Below are 14,924 nucleotides of genomic sequence, written 5' to 3' on the forward strand. Positions count from 1 at the left end.
TAAAGAAAAGGCTTGTGATCTTCTTTTCTTGACGTAAATGTGCGGTTTGCTCTTGTATTGCGCGCAGCAAATCAGTATCGTTGCACCAACTCATCCAAAAAGGCATTGCGTAGCATACCCCTGAGCCATTCGATCTGGCCCTGCTCTATCCCCGCAAGCTGCCTCGATCCCACCTTTATCAAAATGACGGTTTTTTCCTTCATGTCTCAAATGAAGCTTCAGGAACTGAAAAACAAAACGCCAACCGATCTTCTCGCATTTGCGGAGTCGCTCGAAGTGGAAGGTGCTAGCACGCTGCGCAAGCAGGAGCTGATGTTCGCCATCCTCAAGGTTCTTGCGACACAAGACGTGGAGATTATCGGAGAGGGCGTTGTTGAGGTTCTGCAGGACGGTTTCGGCTTCCTGCGTTCTGCCAATGCCAATTATCTGCCTGGACCCGATGATATTTATATCTCGCCCTCACAGATACGCCGGTTTGCTCTGAAAACCGGTGATACGGTTGAAGGCCCGATCCGTGGCCCCAAGGAAGGCGAACGCTATTTCGCACTTCTGAAGGTCAATACGATCAATTCCGACGACCCGGAAAAAATCCGGCATAAGGTTCACTTTGATAATCTTACGCCGCTTTATCCGGATGAACGCTTCAACATGGAGCTGGAAAATCCGACAACAAAAGATCTGTCATCGCGTGTGATCGATCTCGTTGCACCGCTTGGTAAAGGCCAGCGCGGTTTGATTGTTGCGCCGCCACGTACCGGTAAAACGGTTCTGCTGCAGAATATCGCGCATTCGATCACTGCCAATCATCCGGAATGTTTCCTCATCGTTCTTCTGATTGACGAACGCCCGGAAGAAGTGACCGATATGCAGCGCTCAGTGAAGGGTGAAGTGGTTTCCTCCACCTTTGACGAACCAGCAGCGCGCCATGTTCAGGTTGCTGAAATGGTGATTGAGAAGGCAAAACGGCTGGTCGAACACGGCCGCGATGTTGTTATTCTTCTTGACTCGATTACCCGCCTTGGTCGCGCCTACAATACCGTTGTTCCGTCTTCCGGTAAGGTTCTGACAGGTGGTGTCGATGCCAATGCGTTGCAGCGACCGAAGCGGTTCTTTGGTGCTGCCCGTAACATTGAAGAGGGCGGTTCGCTGACAATCATTGCAACTGCACTGATCGATACCGGCAGCCGCATGGACGAAGTGATCTTTGAAGAGTTCAAGGGCACGGGTAACTCCGAGATCGTTCTTGACCGCAAGGTCGCTGACAAGCGTATCTTCCCGGCAATGGATATTCTGAAATCCGGAACCCGTAAGGAAGATCTTCTTGTGCCGCGTCAGGATCTGCAGAAGATCTTCGTTCTGCGCCGTATTCTGGCACCGATGGGCACGACGGACGGTATTGAATTCCTTATCGACAAGCTGAAACAGACAAAGACAAATGGTGAGTTCTTCGAAACGATGAATACCTGATCATCATTGATGTCTGAGTTTTTATGCGAAGAGAAAAGCGGTGTGGCGGAAAACGCCCGCCGCTTTTCTTTTATGCAGGTTTCGATAAAACGCGGTTGTGTGTTCCTCTCTGGGACCGGCAACTGAAAAAGGCATAAAATCTATGCAGGACAGCGATACAATCTATGCACTTTCAAGCGGCGCGCTGCCATCCGGTGTTGCAGTTGTCAGGATATCGGGCGATCAGGCACGCTCAATCTGTGAGGCAGTCGCCGGTAGCGTGCCAACGCCGCGGCAGACAAAACTGATGACCCTTCGCGCGGCGGAAGGTGGCGAAATAGATCAATCGCTTGTTCTGTTTTTTGCCGCACCGGCATCTTTTACCGGAGAGGATTGTATTGAATTTCATCTTCATGGTGGCCGGGCAACCGTTCAGGCCATGCTGGATTGCCTTTCAAAGTTTAAAAACACCCGCCATGCCGAGGCTGGTGAGTTTACTCGGCGCGCTTTCGAGAACGGTAAGCTTGATCTTGTCGAGGCTGAGGGCCTTTCTGATATAATCTCAGCCGAGACGGAGATGCAGAGACGGCTGGCGATTGAACAAGCCTCAGGCCATCTCTCCAGCCTTTATGAAGGCTGGTCTGAAACTTTGACCCATGCGCGCGCGATGATTGAGGCAGAACTCGATTTTTCCGATGAGGACGACATACCAGGCTCCGTTTCGCGAACGATCTGGCAAAGTGTTGAGAAAACCGCTTCTGAGCTGCGACAACACCTTGAAGGCAGTCGCATGGGAGAAATCATTCGTGATGGTTACCGGATTGTTATCGCCGGTCCGCCAAATGCCGGAAAATCCAGTCTTATGAATGCTTTGGCGCGCCGTGATATTGCCATTGTCACGGAGATCGCCGGTACGACCCGCGATGTTATTGAAGTCAATCTCGATGTGAATGGTTTTGCCGTCCGGCTTTATGATACTGCTGGTTTGCGCGAGACGCTGGATGCGGTGGAACGGGAGGGCGTCCGGCGCGCCCGAGCACTGTTCGAGAATGCTGATCTCATTCTATTGCTTTCCGATATTGATGCTGGCTCCAGTGAAGAAGAACGTCTTCCAGATGGTGTCGATTGTCTTAGGATCGGGACGAAGCTTGATCGTGTTATCCGTAGTGAGGATCATGAGCATAGCTATGATCTTCTGATTTCAGCGACAACAGGGGAGGGGATTGAAACCCTCATCAATGCGATTGGCGAACGTCTGTCCTCCCGTTTTTCAGCGGCTTCAATGTCACTTCCAACGCGCGAACGGCAGGTGAATTATCTGCGTGAAGCGTTGCGATCGCTCGAGGAAGCACTTGCCATGAAAGATGTTTCCCCGGAAATCCCGGCGGAAGCGTTGCGAAACGCGGCTCAGGCTTTGGGGCGGATTACAGGACATGTTGATGTCGAGGATTTGCTGGATGTCATCTTTTCGGCATTCTGCGTCGGTAAGTAATTCAAATAAGCCTCAACAGTGTTTCACGTGAAACAAACTTGACTTCACCCTGACAAGACGGCAAAACCAGAGCCAACAGGACAGATGGCTCCAGGCGGTTGCCCGTAGAGCCTGAGAACCGGAGCAATTTCATGTCTTATCAGTATGATGTCATCGTCATTGGCGGTGGCCATGCCGGTTGTGAAGCAGCAAGTATGGCGGCCCGTGCCGGCGCCAGAACAGCGCTTATCACGCACAGCGCAGATAAAATTGGCGTTATGTCATGCAATCCCGCCATTGGTGGTCTGGGGAAGGGGCATCTTGTGCGCGAGATTGATGCCCTGGACGGCCTGATGGGTCGCGTTGCTGATGCCGCGGCCATCCAGTATCGGATGCTGAACCGGCGCAAAGGTCCGGCTGTCCGGGGGCCACGCAGCCAGGCAGACCGCAAGCTCTATCGACAAGCGATGCAGATTGCCCTTCGAGAGACAGAAAATCTCGATATCATCGAAGGTGATGTTTTTGACCTGGAAACAGACCAGGGATGCGTATCAGCTGTTGTGACCAAAGATGGGCGCAGGTTTTCCTGTGGTGCCGCTGTATTGACGACCGGGACTTTCTTGCGCGGGCTTATTCATATCGGAAACCGAAAGATACCAGCTGGCCGGGTGGGCGAAGAACCATCAGTCGGCTTATCCGGCTCGCTTGACCGCCTTGGTCTCGCTCTTGGACGGCTCAAGACAGGCACACCCGCGCGCCTCGATTCTTCAACCATCGACTGGGCTTCCCTCGACCGGCAATCTGCCGATGCCGATCCTGTACCATTTTCTTTTATGACAGACAGGATCGTCAATCCTCAGATTGACTGTGGTATTACCCGAACCACACCGGAAGCTCATCAGATCATTCGCGATAATATTGGTTTATCTGCAATGTATTCGGGACAGATTGAGGGAGTAGGGCCTCGCTATTGTCCTTCGATTGAAGATAAGATCATGCGTTTCGGCGATCGTGACGGGCATCAGATTTTTCTCGAACCTGAAGGTCTCGACGACAATACCGTCTACCCGAACGGGATTTCGACGTCTTTGCCGGAGGAAGTTCAGAAAGCCTTCATTCATGCTATCCCCGGGCTTGAGAAAGTTCGTATTCTTCAGCCAGGTTATGCAATCGAATATGATCATATCGATCCGCGAGAATTAACCGGTGGGCTGGAAGTGAAGAAGCTTTCCGGGCTTTTTATGGCAGGGCAGATCAATGGCACCACCGGCTATGAAGAAGCAGGGGCGCAGGGACTTGTTGCCGGCCTGAATGCCGCGCGACTGGCAGGAAACTCAGAACCTGTAATTTTTTCACGCACGGATTCCTACATTGGCGTAATGATTGATGACCTGACGACCCGTGGTGTTGCCGAGCCATATCGCATGTTCACGTCTCGCGCGGAATATCGTCTGACATTGCGCGCCGATAATGCGGACCAGCGTCTGACGCCAATGGCTATCGCTCTGGGCGTTGCTTCTGCTGAGCGGCGTCAGAGGTTTGAAGCTTTTTCTGATGCCCTGGATATCGCCCGACAAGAACTGAAAGAAAAGTCTCTGACGCCAAACGAGGCTGCGAAGTTCGGATTGAAATTGAATCAGGACGGTCAGCGCCGGACGGCCTATGACCTGCTTTCCTATCCGGATCAATCCGTGGAGACGATGTCGGCAATCTGGCCGGAACTTTGGGATCATGACCCTCAAGTCATAAAGGCCGTTGAGATCGAAGCTGCTTATGCCGTTTATCTTGACCGTCAGGCTTCCGATATTGCACAGATGCAGAAAGACGAGAGCCGCCTGATCCCTGACAATTTTGATTATGCGTCGCTCGCTGGATTATCGAATGAGCTTAAGGGTAAGCTTGAAAAGGCACGACCAGCCACAATTGCTCAGGCCAGTCGCGTTGATGGTATGACACCTGCAGCAATTTCATTGCTGCTTGTCCGCCTCAAAATGGCTGGAATGGCAGCCTGACAGGCTTTCGTGGATTGGCAATAACCAGTAGGGCAGCACATGAAAATTAACGGGCAGAACGTTTCACGTGAAACACAGGACCGTCTTGAGCGATTTGCCGACCACTTCGACAAGTGGGCCCGGTCCATTAATCTTGTGGCTCCCTCGACACGTCAGAAACTCTGGGACCGCCATATCGCTGACAGCGCACAGCTGTTTCAGATGGCACCGGAACCCAAAACCTGGATTGATATCGGAAGTGGCGGTGGATTCCCCGGCGTGATTACCGCGATTTTTCTCGCTGAAACAGACAGCGGTTGGGTGCATCTTGTGGAAAGCAATAACAAGAAAGCTTCGTTCCTGCGTTCGGCTATTCGTGAAACCGGTGCGCGTGCCTCAGTCCATGCAATCCGCGCTGAAACCGCTCCTGAGGTTATTGCGCAAGCTGACGCTATGTCGGCCCGCGCTCTTGCCAGTCTCGATCTCCTGCTTGGGTTTGCAGAGCCCTGGTTCGCCAAAGATAGCAATTTCCGTGCATATTTCCACAAAGGCCGGGATTACCAGCGTGAAATCGACGAAGCGCGTGGTCAGTGGCAATTTGATCTGGTAAAACACGCAAGCAAGGTGGAGCAGGGCGCTGTAATGCTTGAAATTGCCCACCTTGCGCGTGTTTCAGCCGGTTGAACGATCAGAAACACTTCCCGTTCCCGGCCAGAAGATTATCGATGGTTGCTTTTTGCGCATCGGCTTGAGTGCTAAGAAAACTGGCCGAAGATGCGCCAATAGGGCGGATTTAAGCATGGATCATACGCGTGTCATAACAATCGCCAATCAAAAGGGTGGTGTCGGCAAGACGACGACGGCCATCAATCTCGCGACCGCGCTGGCTGCGATTGGTGAAAAAGTTCTGATTATAGATCTTGATCCGCAGGGCAATGCTTCAACTGGCTTGGGTGTCGACCGAGATCAGCGGCGTACATCGACCTATGATTTGCTCGTTGGCGAAAAAAGTGCTTCGGAGGCGGCTGTGCCGACAGCAGTTCCGAACCTTGATCTGGTTCCCTCGACGCTGGATCTGCTTGGTTTCGAACTGGAGATTGCGTCAGATCCCCGCCGCGTGTTCAAGCTCCGTGATGCGCTTTCGCATCCCGATGTGCGTAAATATCGCTATGTCTTCTGCGATTGCCCCCCGTCTTTCAATCTTCTCACGATGAATGCCATGTCGGCTGCGCAGGCTGTTCTCGTTCCGCTTCAGTGCGAGTTTTTCGCTCTGGAAGGACTGAGCCAGTTGCTGGATACGGTCGCAGAAGTTCGCTCGAGTGTTAACCCGAAGCTTGAAATTCAGGGTGTCGTGCTGACTATGTATGACTCGCGTAACAACCTAGCCCAGCAGGTTGTCAGCGATGTTCGCGAATACATGGGGGATAAGGTCTATAAAACACTGATCCCCCGTAATGTTCGTGTTTCCGAGGCTCCGTCCTTCGGGAAGCCTGTTATTCTTTATGATCTTAAGTGCCATGGCAGTCAGGCCTATATCCAGCTTGCATCTGAGCTCATACAGCGTGAGCGGGCGGCAATCGCTGCTTAGCAGACGGCTTTCTTGATATAAAAACCTGTTTGGAACAGGCCGCTTTTCCGGATTTCAGGGTGAAAACAATGAGTGAAGATTCTTCTAAGCGTCGTCTCGGACGTGGTCTTGCTGCTTTGATCGGCGATATCGATAAAGTCGATCCTGTCGATGTTGAAACTGTATCTGTCAGTCCTGACCGAACTGTTCCGATTGAGTTTGTGGTTCGAAATCCTCGAAATCCGCGCCGGCATTTTGAAGAGGAAGATCTGAGAGATCTTGCTGCTTCTGTCCGTCAGCATGGCATCGTCCAGCCTGTTGTTGTGCGCACGACAGCTGAAAAAAGATTTGAGATTATTGCCGGTGAACGGCGGTGGCGGGCCGCACAGCTTGCAGGACTTGCCGAAATACCGGTTCTGATCCGTGATGTGGATGACCGAACCGCTCTCGAGATCGCCATTGTCGAGAATGTTCAGCGGGCCGACCTCAATCCGCTTGAGGAGGCAAACGGCTATGAGCTGCTCATGGCTGAACACGGCTATACGCAAAATGATCTTGGTGAGATTATCGGTAAAAGCCGCAGTCATGTGGCGAATAGTTTGCGCCTCCTTAAGCTTCCTGATGGTGCAAGGCGGATGCTTGCGGAAGGTGCGCTTTCGGCGGGCCACGCGCGCGCACTGATTTCTACGCCGGATCCTGATTCACTTGCTCAGATTATTGTCGACAAGGGACTCTCCGTTCGCGATGCAGAAAAGCTGGCTCAGAAGGCGATGGAGGGTGGAGCCGCAAAACGCGGGCGTTCAACTGCCAACCAGAAGGATGCTGATACGCTGGCGCTTGAGAAATCGCTGTCCGATCGGCTTGGTCTGTCGGTGACGATTGATCATAAAGCCAATGGCGGGCAGATCAGAATTGCCTACTCATCGCTCGATCAACTGGATGACGTCTGCAGGCGGCTTGATCGTAGCGTGTGAGCCTGTTTCAAATGAAAAAATTGTATCATGTCGAATTAATATGATACAATTTTATTACTAATTGACAGCAATTTATGACGCCGATCCGGCCTTTCTCAGTGTGGCATCAGGTAAAGAGTAGCTGACGCTGTGTTCTGTTTTAAGCGCTTTTAGGAAGTGGCAAAGGCTTTCCACAGATATAACGAAGTGGCCTTCGACAAACAAAAAAATCCCGCTGAAAAGGTCGTTCATTCAGGGAGCACGTGCATTGCACGCAGAATATTCATCAGCCGGATCAAGACATCTGACGTGGGTGAGGTATCTCAATAGGCAGGAAGAGCGAGGCCGGGTTTTCAGTGAGGCGTCACATGAAAGATGTGCCGACATTTATTTCCGGCCAAGTTTATCTTCGGTTTCCGCGTGCCGAGCGCACTGTCAGAGAAAGAAGCGTCTGGGTTGCGATACTCTCTTCCAGAGCCGGGTTCTGTCTGGATTTCAGCAAAGCGGATTGCAGTGAGCGTAGTGCTTGCTCGCAGGCCGATCCGGTCCAGGAATTAAGCGCCTTTTCAAACACAGGCTTGCGACGAAAGAAAATCTGTCGCCCATAGGTTTGCATCACCTGGCTGACGGACTGCCGTTCACTTTCCATCTGCGCCCGCATCAGATCAATCAGCTGAAATTGTCTCAGACAGCCATTGAGGATCAGGAAAATTGGCGTCTTGGATTGTGCGACTTTCGCCATGGCCCGTCTGAGAGCCGCAATATCGCCCTTCAAGACAGCATCGACTGCATCATCAGCAGAGGTTGCGCTGGCGTCACCAATAATAGCCGCAACATGATCTTCGTCGATGATATCCATGCCGCGTCCGAAAAGAACAAGCTTGTCGATTTCATTGCGGGTTGCCAGCCGGTCTCCACCCAGAAGAGATAGCAGCAGCTGGCGGGCAGGTGGCGTCATGCGCAGCTCTGCCTTTGAAAGAGCTTCATCAATCAGGGCATTCAGTGCCCGTGCATCATCGGCGTAACAGGGGATGGCTGCAATGTCGCGGGAGCCTTCGGCGGCTTTACGCATGGCCGTGCCCTTGCGCAGTTCGCCAGCCTCAATGATCAGAAATGCATTTTGCGGCGGAGATGCTGACAAAGCCTTCAAAGTGTCTGTCAGCGCCTTGTCATTGCCGCTTGCACGCACCCACACAAGCCGCTCGCCGCCAAACAGGCCGATTGCATTCACTTCATCGAGAATACGTCCTGCACCGCCTTCCAGATCCGCTGAGTCAAGTTTCATGATGGAGAAAGGGTCGGAGAGGTCGATACCCGTCTGCCTAGCCAGCGCCGTCGCCCGCTCGCTGACGAGGCCGCGATCTGGTCCGTAGACCAGAAAAACCCGAAGCCGTTTGGCATCGCGGCGGAGAAACTCGTCGAACTGATGCGATTTAACTTCCGTCATTCAGGCGGTACCTTAACCGGACATTGTCAAACAAAACTGCACCTGGATCATAATCGCTTTAAAACGTGCCTTCGTGCTTGAAAGCCCTGTTTGCGCGTCATCCCATCAGCTGCATCTGCTGCATAAACTAGTGCACTGGCATAAAAAACGAAACCCGCAGGCCACGCTGCGGGTTCGGGTTTCAACGGCTTATTTACGTCCAGCGATGTGTGTCTACTTTGCTGATTCAACAGGTGCGGCCGGAAGCTTTTCCGGTGGTTCATCGTTAAGAGCAATTGCCAGCTGATTGTAGATTTGCTCGGCGGCTTGCCGTGCAGCGCGCTGTTCAGCATCGCGAATGGCGCGCATCTTGGCGAATTCCTGTCGTGGAAAATCGAGCTGTGCTGTGCCGCGCTGACGCCCGCTGGCCAGAAGCTTGCTATCAGAACGCCGGCGCATCGAGTAATCCGCCCTCACAACCGTTTTCGCCGAACTGGATGTATTGGAGGTATCGTCCTGGAAAAATTCCGAAGTGGACGCGACAGCTGTGATCGAAACATCGTATTTCGGATCAAGGCTTTCACCCTGTCCGCCGCCGGTCAGAAAAATCAGCTCATTGAGCACGTTCTGTGCAGCTGTCGTGGTTGGGGTGTTAAAGGCAAGCTGATGCATTTTCGCATTCAGGGCCTGGCCTTCCACTCCGCCATAGAGCGGGCGAACCTGGCAGGAAGACAGCGTCACTGTTGCGGCAAGTGCCATCAGTGAGAACGCGGCGGCGCGAAGCAGACGGTCAGACAACAACGTTCACGATCCTTTGCGGCACAACGATTATTTTCTTCGGTTCCTTGCCATCCAGAGCCTTTTGCACTGCATCGAGCGCCAGAACGGCAGATTTAATGCTGTCCTGATCGGCATCACGGGCAACGGTCAGCTCAGCCCGCTTCTTGCCATTGATCTGAACCGGAAGCATGACCTCGTTATCAGCTGTCAGGCCATCATCAAAGGCGGGCCAGCCAGCCATGGAGATCATACCGTCCTGACCCAGAACCTTCCAGCATTCTTCTGCCAGATGCGGCATCATGGGTGCAAAGCAATGGGTGAGAAACAGGCTTGCTTCCTTGGTGGCGGCGCAAAGCTCATCATCAGCCTTGCCTGCAGCGATATCGCTCAGCGGCGCAGCCAGAACATTGACCAGTTCATAGATGCGGGCAATCGCCTTGTTGAATGCCAGCCCATCCAGATCTTCGCCGATGGCTTTGAGTGTTTTATGGGCAGCACGGGAAACCTCCAGTGCCTTGCCTTCCTTGCCCTTGGCCGCCGCGACATTTGCAAGCGCGGGCGCTGCCTCGGAAATCAGGCGCCAGATCCGCTGAACGAAGCGGAACGTGCCCTGAACACCGGATTCGGTCCAGACAACATCGCGATCCGGCGGGGAATCCGACAGGACAAAGAAGCGTGCTGTGTCGGCGCCGTAGGTCGACAGAATATCATCGGGGTCGATGACGTTCTTCTTCGACTTCGACATTTTCTCGATCGAACCGATGGCCACCGGTTCACCGGTTTCAATCAGTGTTGCCCGCCGTCCGTTCTCATCCTCGATAATGTCGATTTCACTCGGCGAAACCCAGCGGACCTTTGTGCCTTCGCCCAGACGATAGGTTTCATGAACCACCATGCCCTGCGTAAACAGGCCCTTGAATGGCTCGTCATGGCTGACATGTCCTGTTTCTTTCATCGCACGGGTGAAGAAACGCGAATAAAGCAAGTGCAGAATGGCATGTTCAATTCCGCCGATATACTGATCGACCGGCAGCCAGCGGTCAGCGACGGCCGGATCTGTGGGATTATCTTCCCATGGTGCGGTGAAGCGCGTGTAGTACCAGCTGGAATCGACGAAGGTGTCCATCGTATCGGTTTCGCGCCGTGCTGCCTTGCCGCAGCAGGGGCAGGGCACCTGCCGCCAGGCATTGTGACGGTCCAGCGGATTACCCGGTTTTTCGAAATCAATATCGTCGGGCAGTTTAACCGGCAGGTCTTCCTTTGGAACCGGGACAACACCGCAGTCATCGCAATGGATAACCGGGATCGGGCAGCCCCAGTAGCGCTGGCGTGAAATACCCCAGTCCCGCAGGCGGAAATTGACCTTACGTTCGCCCCGTGGCGCATCGCCGGCCAGATCGGCTTCAAGTTTTTTCGCAATGGTTTCAAAGGCTTCATCAGTGCTCATGCCATTGAGAAAGCGTGAATTGATCATCACGCCGTCATCGGTAAAGGCTTCGTCACCGATTTCGAAAGTGGTCGCATCGCCATCTTTCGGCATTACAACCGGCGTAACCGGCAAGCCATATTTGCGGGCAAAGTCGAGGTCGCGCTGATCGCCGGAAGGACAGCCGAAGATGGCGCCCGTGCCGTAATCCATCAGGACAAAGTTTGCGACATAAACCGGCAGCTCCCAGTCGGGATCAAACGGATGACGTACGGTGATGCCGGTGTCGACACCCTTCTTTTCCGCGGTTTCGAGGGCCGCCAGTGAGGTGCCGGCATGGCGGGTTTCCTCGCAGAATGCGGCAACCCTGTCATCGTGTTTCGAGGCTTCCTTAGCCAGCGGGTGGTCTGCAGAAATCGCCATGAACGAAGCGCCGAAAATCGTGTCGGGACGCGTTGTATAAACCGTCAACTCGTCATGGTTGCCAGCCTTTCCGGCACCATTCGCGATGTCCCAGCGTACCATCATGCCTTCGGAACGGCCGATCCAGTTTTTCTGCATCAGGCGCACTTTTTCCGGCCAGTTGTCGAGCGTGTCGAGAGCGTCCAGAAGATCCTGTGCGAAATCGGTAATCCTGAAGAACCACTGGGTCAGCTCGCGGCTCTCCACCAGAGCGCCGGAGCGCCAGCCACGGCCGTCAATCACCTGCTCATTGGCCAGAACCGTCATGTCGACCGGGTCCCAGTTCACCTTCGATTGCTTGCGGTAAACCAGCCCCTTTTCCAGCATATCGAGGAACAGGTGCTGCTGGCGGTGATAATATTCAACATCGCAGGTGGCAAATTCCCGCGACCAGTCCAGCGAAAGACCCATGGATTTCAGCTGGTTCCGCATGGTCGCGATATTGTCATATGTCCAGTCCTTGGGGTGGACCTTATTCTGCATGGCGGCATTTTCAGCAGGCATGCCGAAGGCATCCCAGCCCATGGGATGCAGAACGTTATATCCGCACGCCCGTTTGTAACGCGCCACGACATCGCCCATCGCATAATTTCGGACATGCCCGATGTGAATGCGCCCTGATGGATAAGGGAACATCTCCAGCACATAATAGGTTTCACGCGGATCGTCATTACGGGTCAGAAAGACATCGTTTTCAGCCCATTGCTTTTGCCATTGCGGTTCGACTTTACGCGGATTGTATCGTTCTGTGGCCATGTCGGATGTACTCTTGATTATCGCTCTTTTTTGGGGCTGAGCTTCATCATGAAAGCGCCGGGGCGTCAAGGCGAACAGGGGTCAAACGGGTATATTCAGAGAGAATTAGGATGGCGCGTCCCGGTTTCGCCATTGAATGCTTCAGGATTTGATGTTTGATTGCAACGCGTTTTTTTGACGATTTGGAAGGTGCTGAGCGGTGGGTGTTGTCGATAATCTGAAAGATGTTCTGGAAAATATCGCTTCTGCGGCGCATGAGGCCGGGCGCCCGGAGAACACAGTGACTCTCGTTGCTGTTTCAAAAACCTTCGATGCTGACCACATCCGTCCCGCAATTGATGCTGGCCAGCGGGTTTTCGGTGAAAACCGGGTTCAGGAAGCGCAGAAGAAATGGCCAGGGCTCAAGGCAGAAACATCCGATATAGAACTGAGACTGATTGGCCCGTTGCAGTCCAACAAGGCAGAAGAGGCGGTCAGGCTTTTCGATGTGATCGAAACCATTGACCGTGAAAAGATTGCGCGTGCTCTCGCAAAGGAAGTTGAGAAGCAGGGCAGGGCACCGCGGCTTTATGTTCAGGTCAATACCGGTAATGAGCCACAAAAGGCGGGTATTGATCCACGTGAAACATCCGAATTTCTGAGATTATGCCGCGAGGAGCTGGGCCTTGAGATTGAGGGGCTCATGTGTATTCCACCGGTCGGTGAAAATCCGGGGCCGCATTTCTCGCTGTTGTTTGATCTGGCAAAGGAAAACAACGTTCCCAAGCTCTCAATGGGCATGTCGGGCGATTATGAGATCGCCGTCGCCTTCGGCGCAACGAGTGTTCGTGTGGGGTCTGCGATTTTCGGCGCCCGCGATTATCCCGCATGAACATCAGCTTCATTCCGTCCGATCACGGCAAAAGATGCGCAGCTCTGGCCGCGCATCTTTTGGTTTCTGGCGCTCTAACCTATTGAATCTACGCATCGTGCTTTCCGAAAATCGATTCCAATTTTCGGGCCGATGCTGTAGCTCAGTAAAGCTCAGCCAAGGCTTCGCGCGAAAACGCTTCGAGCTTGTCGGTCTGGCCGTTTTCGACCTTTTTCACCCATTCCGGATCCTTGATGAGAGCACGTCCGACAGCGATCAGATCGAACTCGTCCTTCTCCATGCGTGAAATCAGTTTCTGAAGGCCGGACGCAGAAGCAGAGGTTTCCGCGCCGCCGAAGGAGCCCAGGAAGTCGGCGCCATCAAGGCCGACAGAACCGACCGAAACCGTCGGGACACCGGTGATCTTCTTGGCCCAGCCGGCAAAATTCAGACCATCCTCACCATCAACACTGGCAAATTCCGGTTCCCAGAAGCGGCGCTGCGAACAATGGAGAATATCCGCACCGGCATCGACAAGTGGTTCAAGCCATTCAGCCATTTCATCGGGCGTATTGGCAATCTTTGCCGTGTAATCCTGTTGTTTCCACTGGCTGAGGCGAATGAGAACCGGCATGTCGTCGCTCACAGAGGCGCGAACGGACTTGATGACTTCGACGGCAAAGCGTACGCGATCCGAAATCGCCGGACCGCCCCATTTGTCACCGCGTTTATTAAGCTCTGACCAGAAAAACTGGTCGATCAGGTATCCGTGCGCACCGTGGATTTCGACAACATCAAATCCGAGACGTTCAGCATCGGCTGCGGCCTTGCCGAAAGCGGCAATTGTATCGGCAATATCTTCTTCGCTCATGGCGCGTCCGCGCGGCTCACCAGCCGATACAAAGCCGGACGGGCTTTCGGTGTCTTCACCCTTTGGCCATTCCGGATGTGCAATCGTGTTGGCGACGTGCCAGATCTGCGGGCCCATCTTTCCACCGACAGCGTGGACATTGTCGATGACGCTTTTCCATCCGGCGAGAGCCTTTTCACCATAAAAATCCGGGATGGAGGGATGGTTTTTCGAGGTCGGGCGGTCAACAACAGTGCCCTCAGACAGGATCAGACCAACATGATTTTCGGCACGGCGGCGATAATATGACGCAACATTATCGCCGGGAATGCCATTCGGTGAAAATGTGCGCGTCATCGGTGCCATGACGATGCGGTTTTTTAATTCGAGATTTTTAAATTTGAAGGGTCTGAAAAGCGTATCGGTGACAAGATCTGCCATTGAAATTTCCCTTTCCCGGTTAAAGATGAATGTATAGGTATAAAATATAAACCTAGTGTCAATAAGGCAATCGTGCTAGACTAGGTATATTGGAGGATACCTATGGATCAGTCAGTGTCGCGCGCGAAAACATGCCCGCAATTTCAATCCAGTTGCCTGAGCCGCGAAATTCTTGATCAGATTTCCGGCAAATGGTCGGTTATGACGCTGTCTGCGCTGTCTTATGGCCCGATGCGGTTTAATGATATTCGAAGGCGTCTTGAAGGCATCACTCAAAAAGCCCTGACAGATACTCTCAGGCGACTGGAGCGCAACGGCCTGATCGAGCGGCGCATTCTCGATACAGCGCCTGTGGGTGTGGAATATTCCCTGACAGAGCTCGGAGCGTCGCTGAAAACCTTCTATTGCAGGCTTTATGCGTGGACGCAGGACAATAAGGAAACCATCCGTGCAGCCCGAGAGCGCTTTGATGAGCGCAGTGACGCTCGCATTGCGGCAAAATAAA

The 14,924-nt window shown here is 53.3% G+C and carries 12 protein-coding genes; 8 read left to right on the forward strand and 4 right to left on the reverse strand.

What is annotated here, in order from left to right; all coding sequences use genetic code 11:
* Positions 1-201: 201 nt before the first annotated feature.
* From rho to EDC90_RS02595, 6 genes are all read left to right on the forward strand, one after another.
* Positions 202-1,467 (forward strand): transcription termination factor Rho, encoded by a 1,266-nt coding sequence (rho, locus tag EDC90_RS02570; RefSeq protein WP_132308222.1) that lies wholly within the window; start codon positions 202-204, stop codon positions 1,465-1,467.
* 142 nt (positions 1,468-1,609) lie between these two features.
* Positions 1,610-2,938, forward strand: a complete 1,329-nt coding sequence (mnmE, locus tag EDC90_RS02575) for a tRNA uridine-5-carboxymethylaminomethyl(34) synthesis GTPase MnmE (protein ID WP_132308224.1) — start codon at positions 1,610-1,612, stop codon at positions 2,936-2,938.
* Between the two features lie 131 nt (positions 2,939-3,069).
* Positions 3,070-4,929 carry a tRNA uridine-5-carboxymethylaminomethyl(34) synthesis enzyme MnmG gene (gene mnmG / locus EDC90_RS02580; protein WP_132308226.1) on the forward strand — a complete coding sequence of 620 codons (1,860 nt, stop codon included), beginning with the start codon at positions 3,070-3,072 and terminating at the stop codon, positions 4,927-4,929.
* Between the two features lie 39 nt (positions 4,930-4,968).
* On the forward strand, positions 4,969-5,592 hold the full coding sequence (rsmG, locus tag EDC90_RS02585; protein WP_132308228.1) for a 16S rRNA (guanine(527)-N(7))-methyltransferase RsmG: 624 nt from the start codon (positions 4,969-4,971) through the stop codon (positions 5,590-5,592).
* A gap of 115 nt (positions 5,593-5,707) precedes the next feature.
* Positions 5,708-6,496: a ParA family protein gene (locus EDC90_RS02590; protein WP_132308230.1), complete on the forward strand. Its 789-nt coding sequence runs from the start codon at positions 5,708-5,710 to the stop codon at positions 6,494-6,496.
* 68 nt (positions 6,497-6,564) lie between these two features.
* On the forward strand, positions 6,565-7,449 hold the full coding sequence (locus EDC90_RS02595) for a ParB/RepB/Spo0J family partition protein (RefSeq protein ID WP_132308232.1): 885 nt from the start codon (positions 6,565-6,567) through the stop codon (positions 7,447-7,449).
* A gap of 382 nt (positions 7,450-7,831) precedes the next feature.
* Here the strand turns inward: EDC90_RS02595 and holA are convergent, their stop codons facing one another.
* The 3 genes from holA to leuS form a co-directional block, all read right to left on the reverse strand.
* Entirely contained in the window at positions 7,832-8,875 is a 1,044-nt protein-coding gene (gene holA / locus EDC90_RS02600; RefSeq protein WP_132308234.1) for a DNA polymerase III subunit delta, read from the reverse strand.
* A 213-nt stretch (positions 8,876-9,088) separates the two neighbouring features.
* A complete protein-coding gene (gene lptE / locus EDC90_RS02605; RefSeq protein ID WP_132308236.1) occupies positions 9,089-9,652 on the reverse strand; it encodes an LPS assembly lipoprotein LptE in 564 nt (187 codons plus the stop codon).
* Positions 9,645-12,278, reverse strand: coding sequence for a leucine--tRNA ligase (leuS, locus tag EDC90_RS02610; protein ID WP_132308238.1), 2,634 nt, complete (start codon positions 12,276-12,278; stop codon positions 9,645-9,647). Before leuS ends, lptE begins: the two co-directional genes overlap by 8 nt.
* Before the next feature lie 199 nt (positions 12,279-12,477).
* Here leuS and EDC90_RS02615 point away from each other — a divergent pair, with 199 nt between their 5' ends.
* Positions 12,478-13,149, forward strand: coding sequence for a YggS family pyridoxal phosphate-dependent enzyme (locus EDC90_RS02615; protein WP_132308240.1), 672 nt, complete (start codon positions 12,478-12,480; stop codon positions 13,147-13,149).
* Between the two features lie 142 nt (positions 13,150-13,291).
* Here EDC90_RS02615 and EDC90_RS02620 read toward each other — a convergent pair whose 3' ends face one another.
* Positions 13,292-14,419, reverse strand: coding sequence for an NADH:flavin oxidoreductase (locus EDC90_RS02620; protein ID WP_132308242.1), 1,128 nt, complete (start codon positions 14,417-14,419; stop codon positions 13,292-13,294).
* Positions 14,420-14,521: 102 nt separating this feature from the next.
* Here EDC90_RS02620 and EDC90_RS02625 point away from each other — a divergent pair, with 102 nt between their 5' ends.
* Positions 14,522-14,923: a winged helix-turn-helix transcriptional regulator gene (locus EDC90_RS02625; protein ID WP_132308244.1), complete on the forward strand. Its 402-nt coding sequence runs from the start codon at positions 14,522-14,524 to the stop codon at positions 14,921-14,923.
* The last annotated feature ends 1 nt before the right edge of the window (position 14,924 follow it).

Origin of the sequence: Martelella mediterranea, from assembly GCF_004342225.1 — a bacterium.
GTDB classification, from domain to species: Bacteria; Pseudomonadota; Alphaproteobacteria; order Rhizobiales; family Rhizobiaceae; genus Martelella; species Martelella mediterranea_B.

Excerpts from the sequence above, each read along its gene's own strand:
- rsmG (WP_132308228.1), top strand. The coding sequence starts at position 4,969 with ATGAAAATTAACGGGCAGAACGTTTCACGTGAAACACAGGACCGTCTT.
- rho (WP_132308222.1), top strand. The coding sequence starts at position 202 with ATGTCTCAAATGAAGCTTCAGGAACTGAAAAACAAAACGCCAACCGAT.
- leuS (WP_132308238.1), bottom strand. The coding sequence starts at position 12,278 with ATGGCCACAGAACGATACAATCCGCGTAAAGTCGAACCGCAATGGCAA.
- mnmE (WP_132308224.1), top strand. The coding sequence starts at position 1,610 with ATGCAGGACAGCGATACAATCTATGCACTTTCAAGCGGCGCGCTGCCA.
- EDC90_RS02590 (WP_132308230.1), top strand. The coding sequence starts at position 5,708 with ATGGATCATACGCGTGTCATAACAATCGCCAATCAAAAGGGTGGTGTC.
- EDC90_RS02595 (WP_132308232.1), top strand. The coding sequence starts at position 6,565 with ATGAGTGAAGATTCTTCTAAGCGTCGTCTCGGACGTGGTCTTGCTGCT.
- EDC90_RS02620 (WP_132308242.1), bottom strand. The coding sequence starts at position 14,419 with ATGGCAGATCTTGTCACCGATACGCTTTTCAGACCCTTCAAATTTAAA.
- EDC90_RS02625 (WP_132308244.1), top strand. The coding sequence starts at position 14,522 with ATGGATCAGTCAGTGTCGCGCGCGAAAACATGCCCGCAATTTCAATCC.
- mnmG (WP_132308226.1), top strand. The coding sequence starts at position 3,070 with ATGTCTTATCAGTATGATGTCATCGTCATTGGCGGTGGCCATGCCGGT.
- holA (WP_132308234.1), bottom strand. The coding sequence starts at position 8,875 with ATGACGGAAGTTAAATCGCATCAGTTCGACGAGTTTCTCCGCCGCGAT.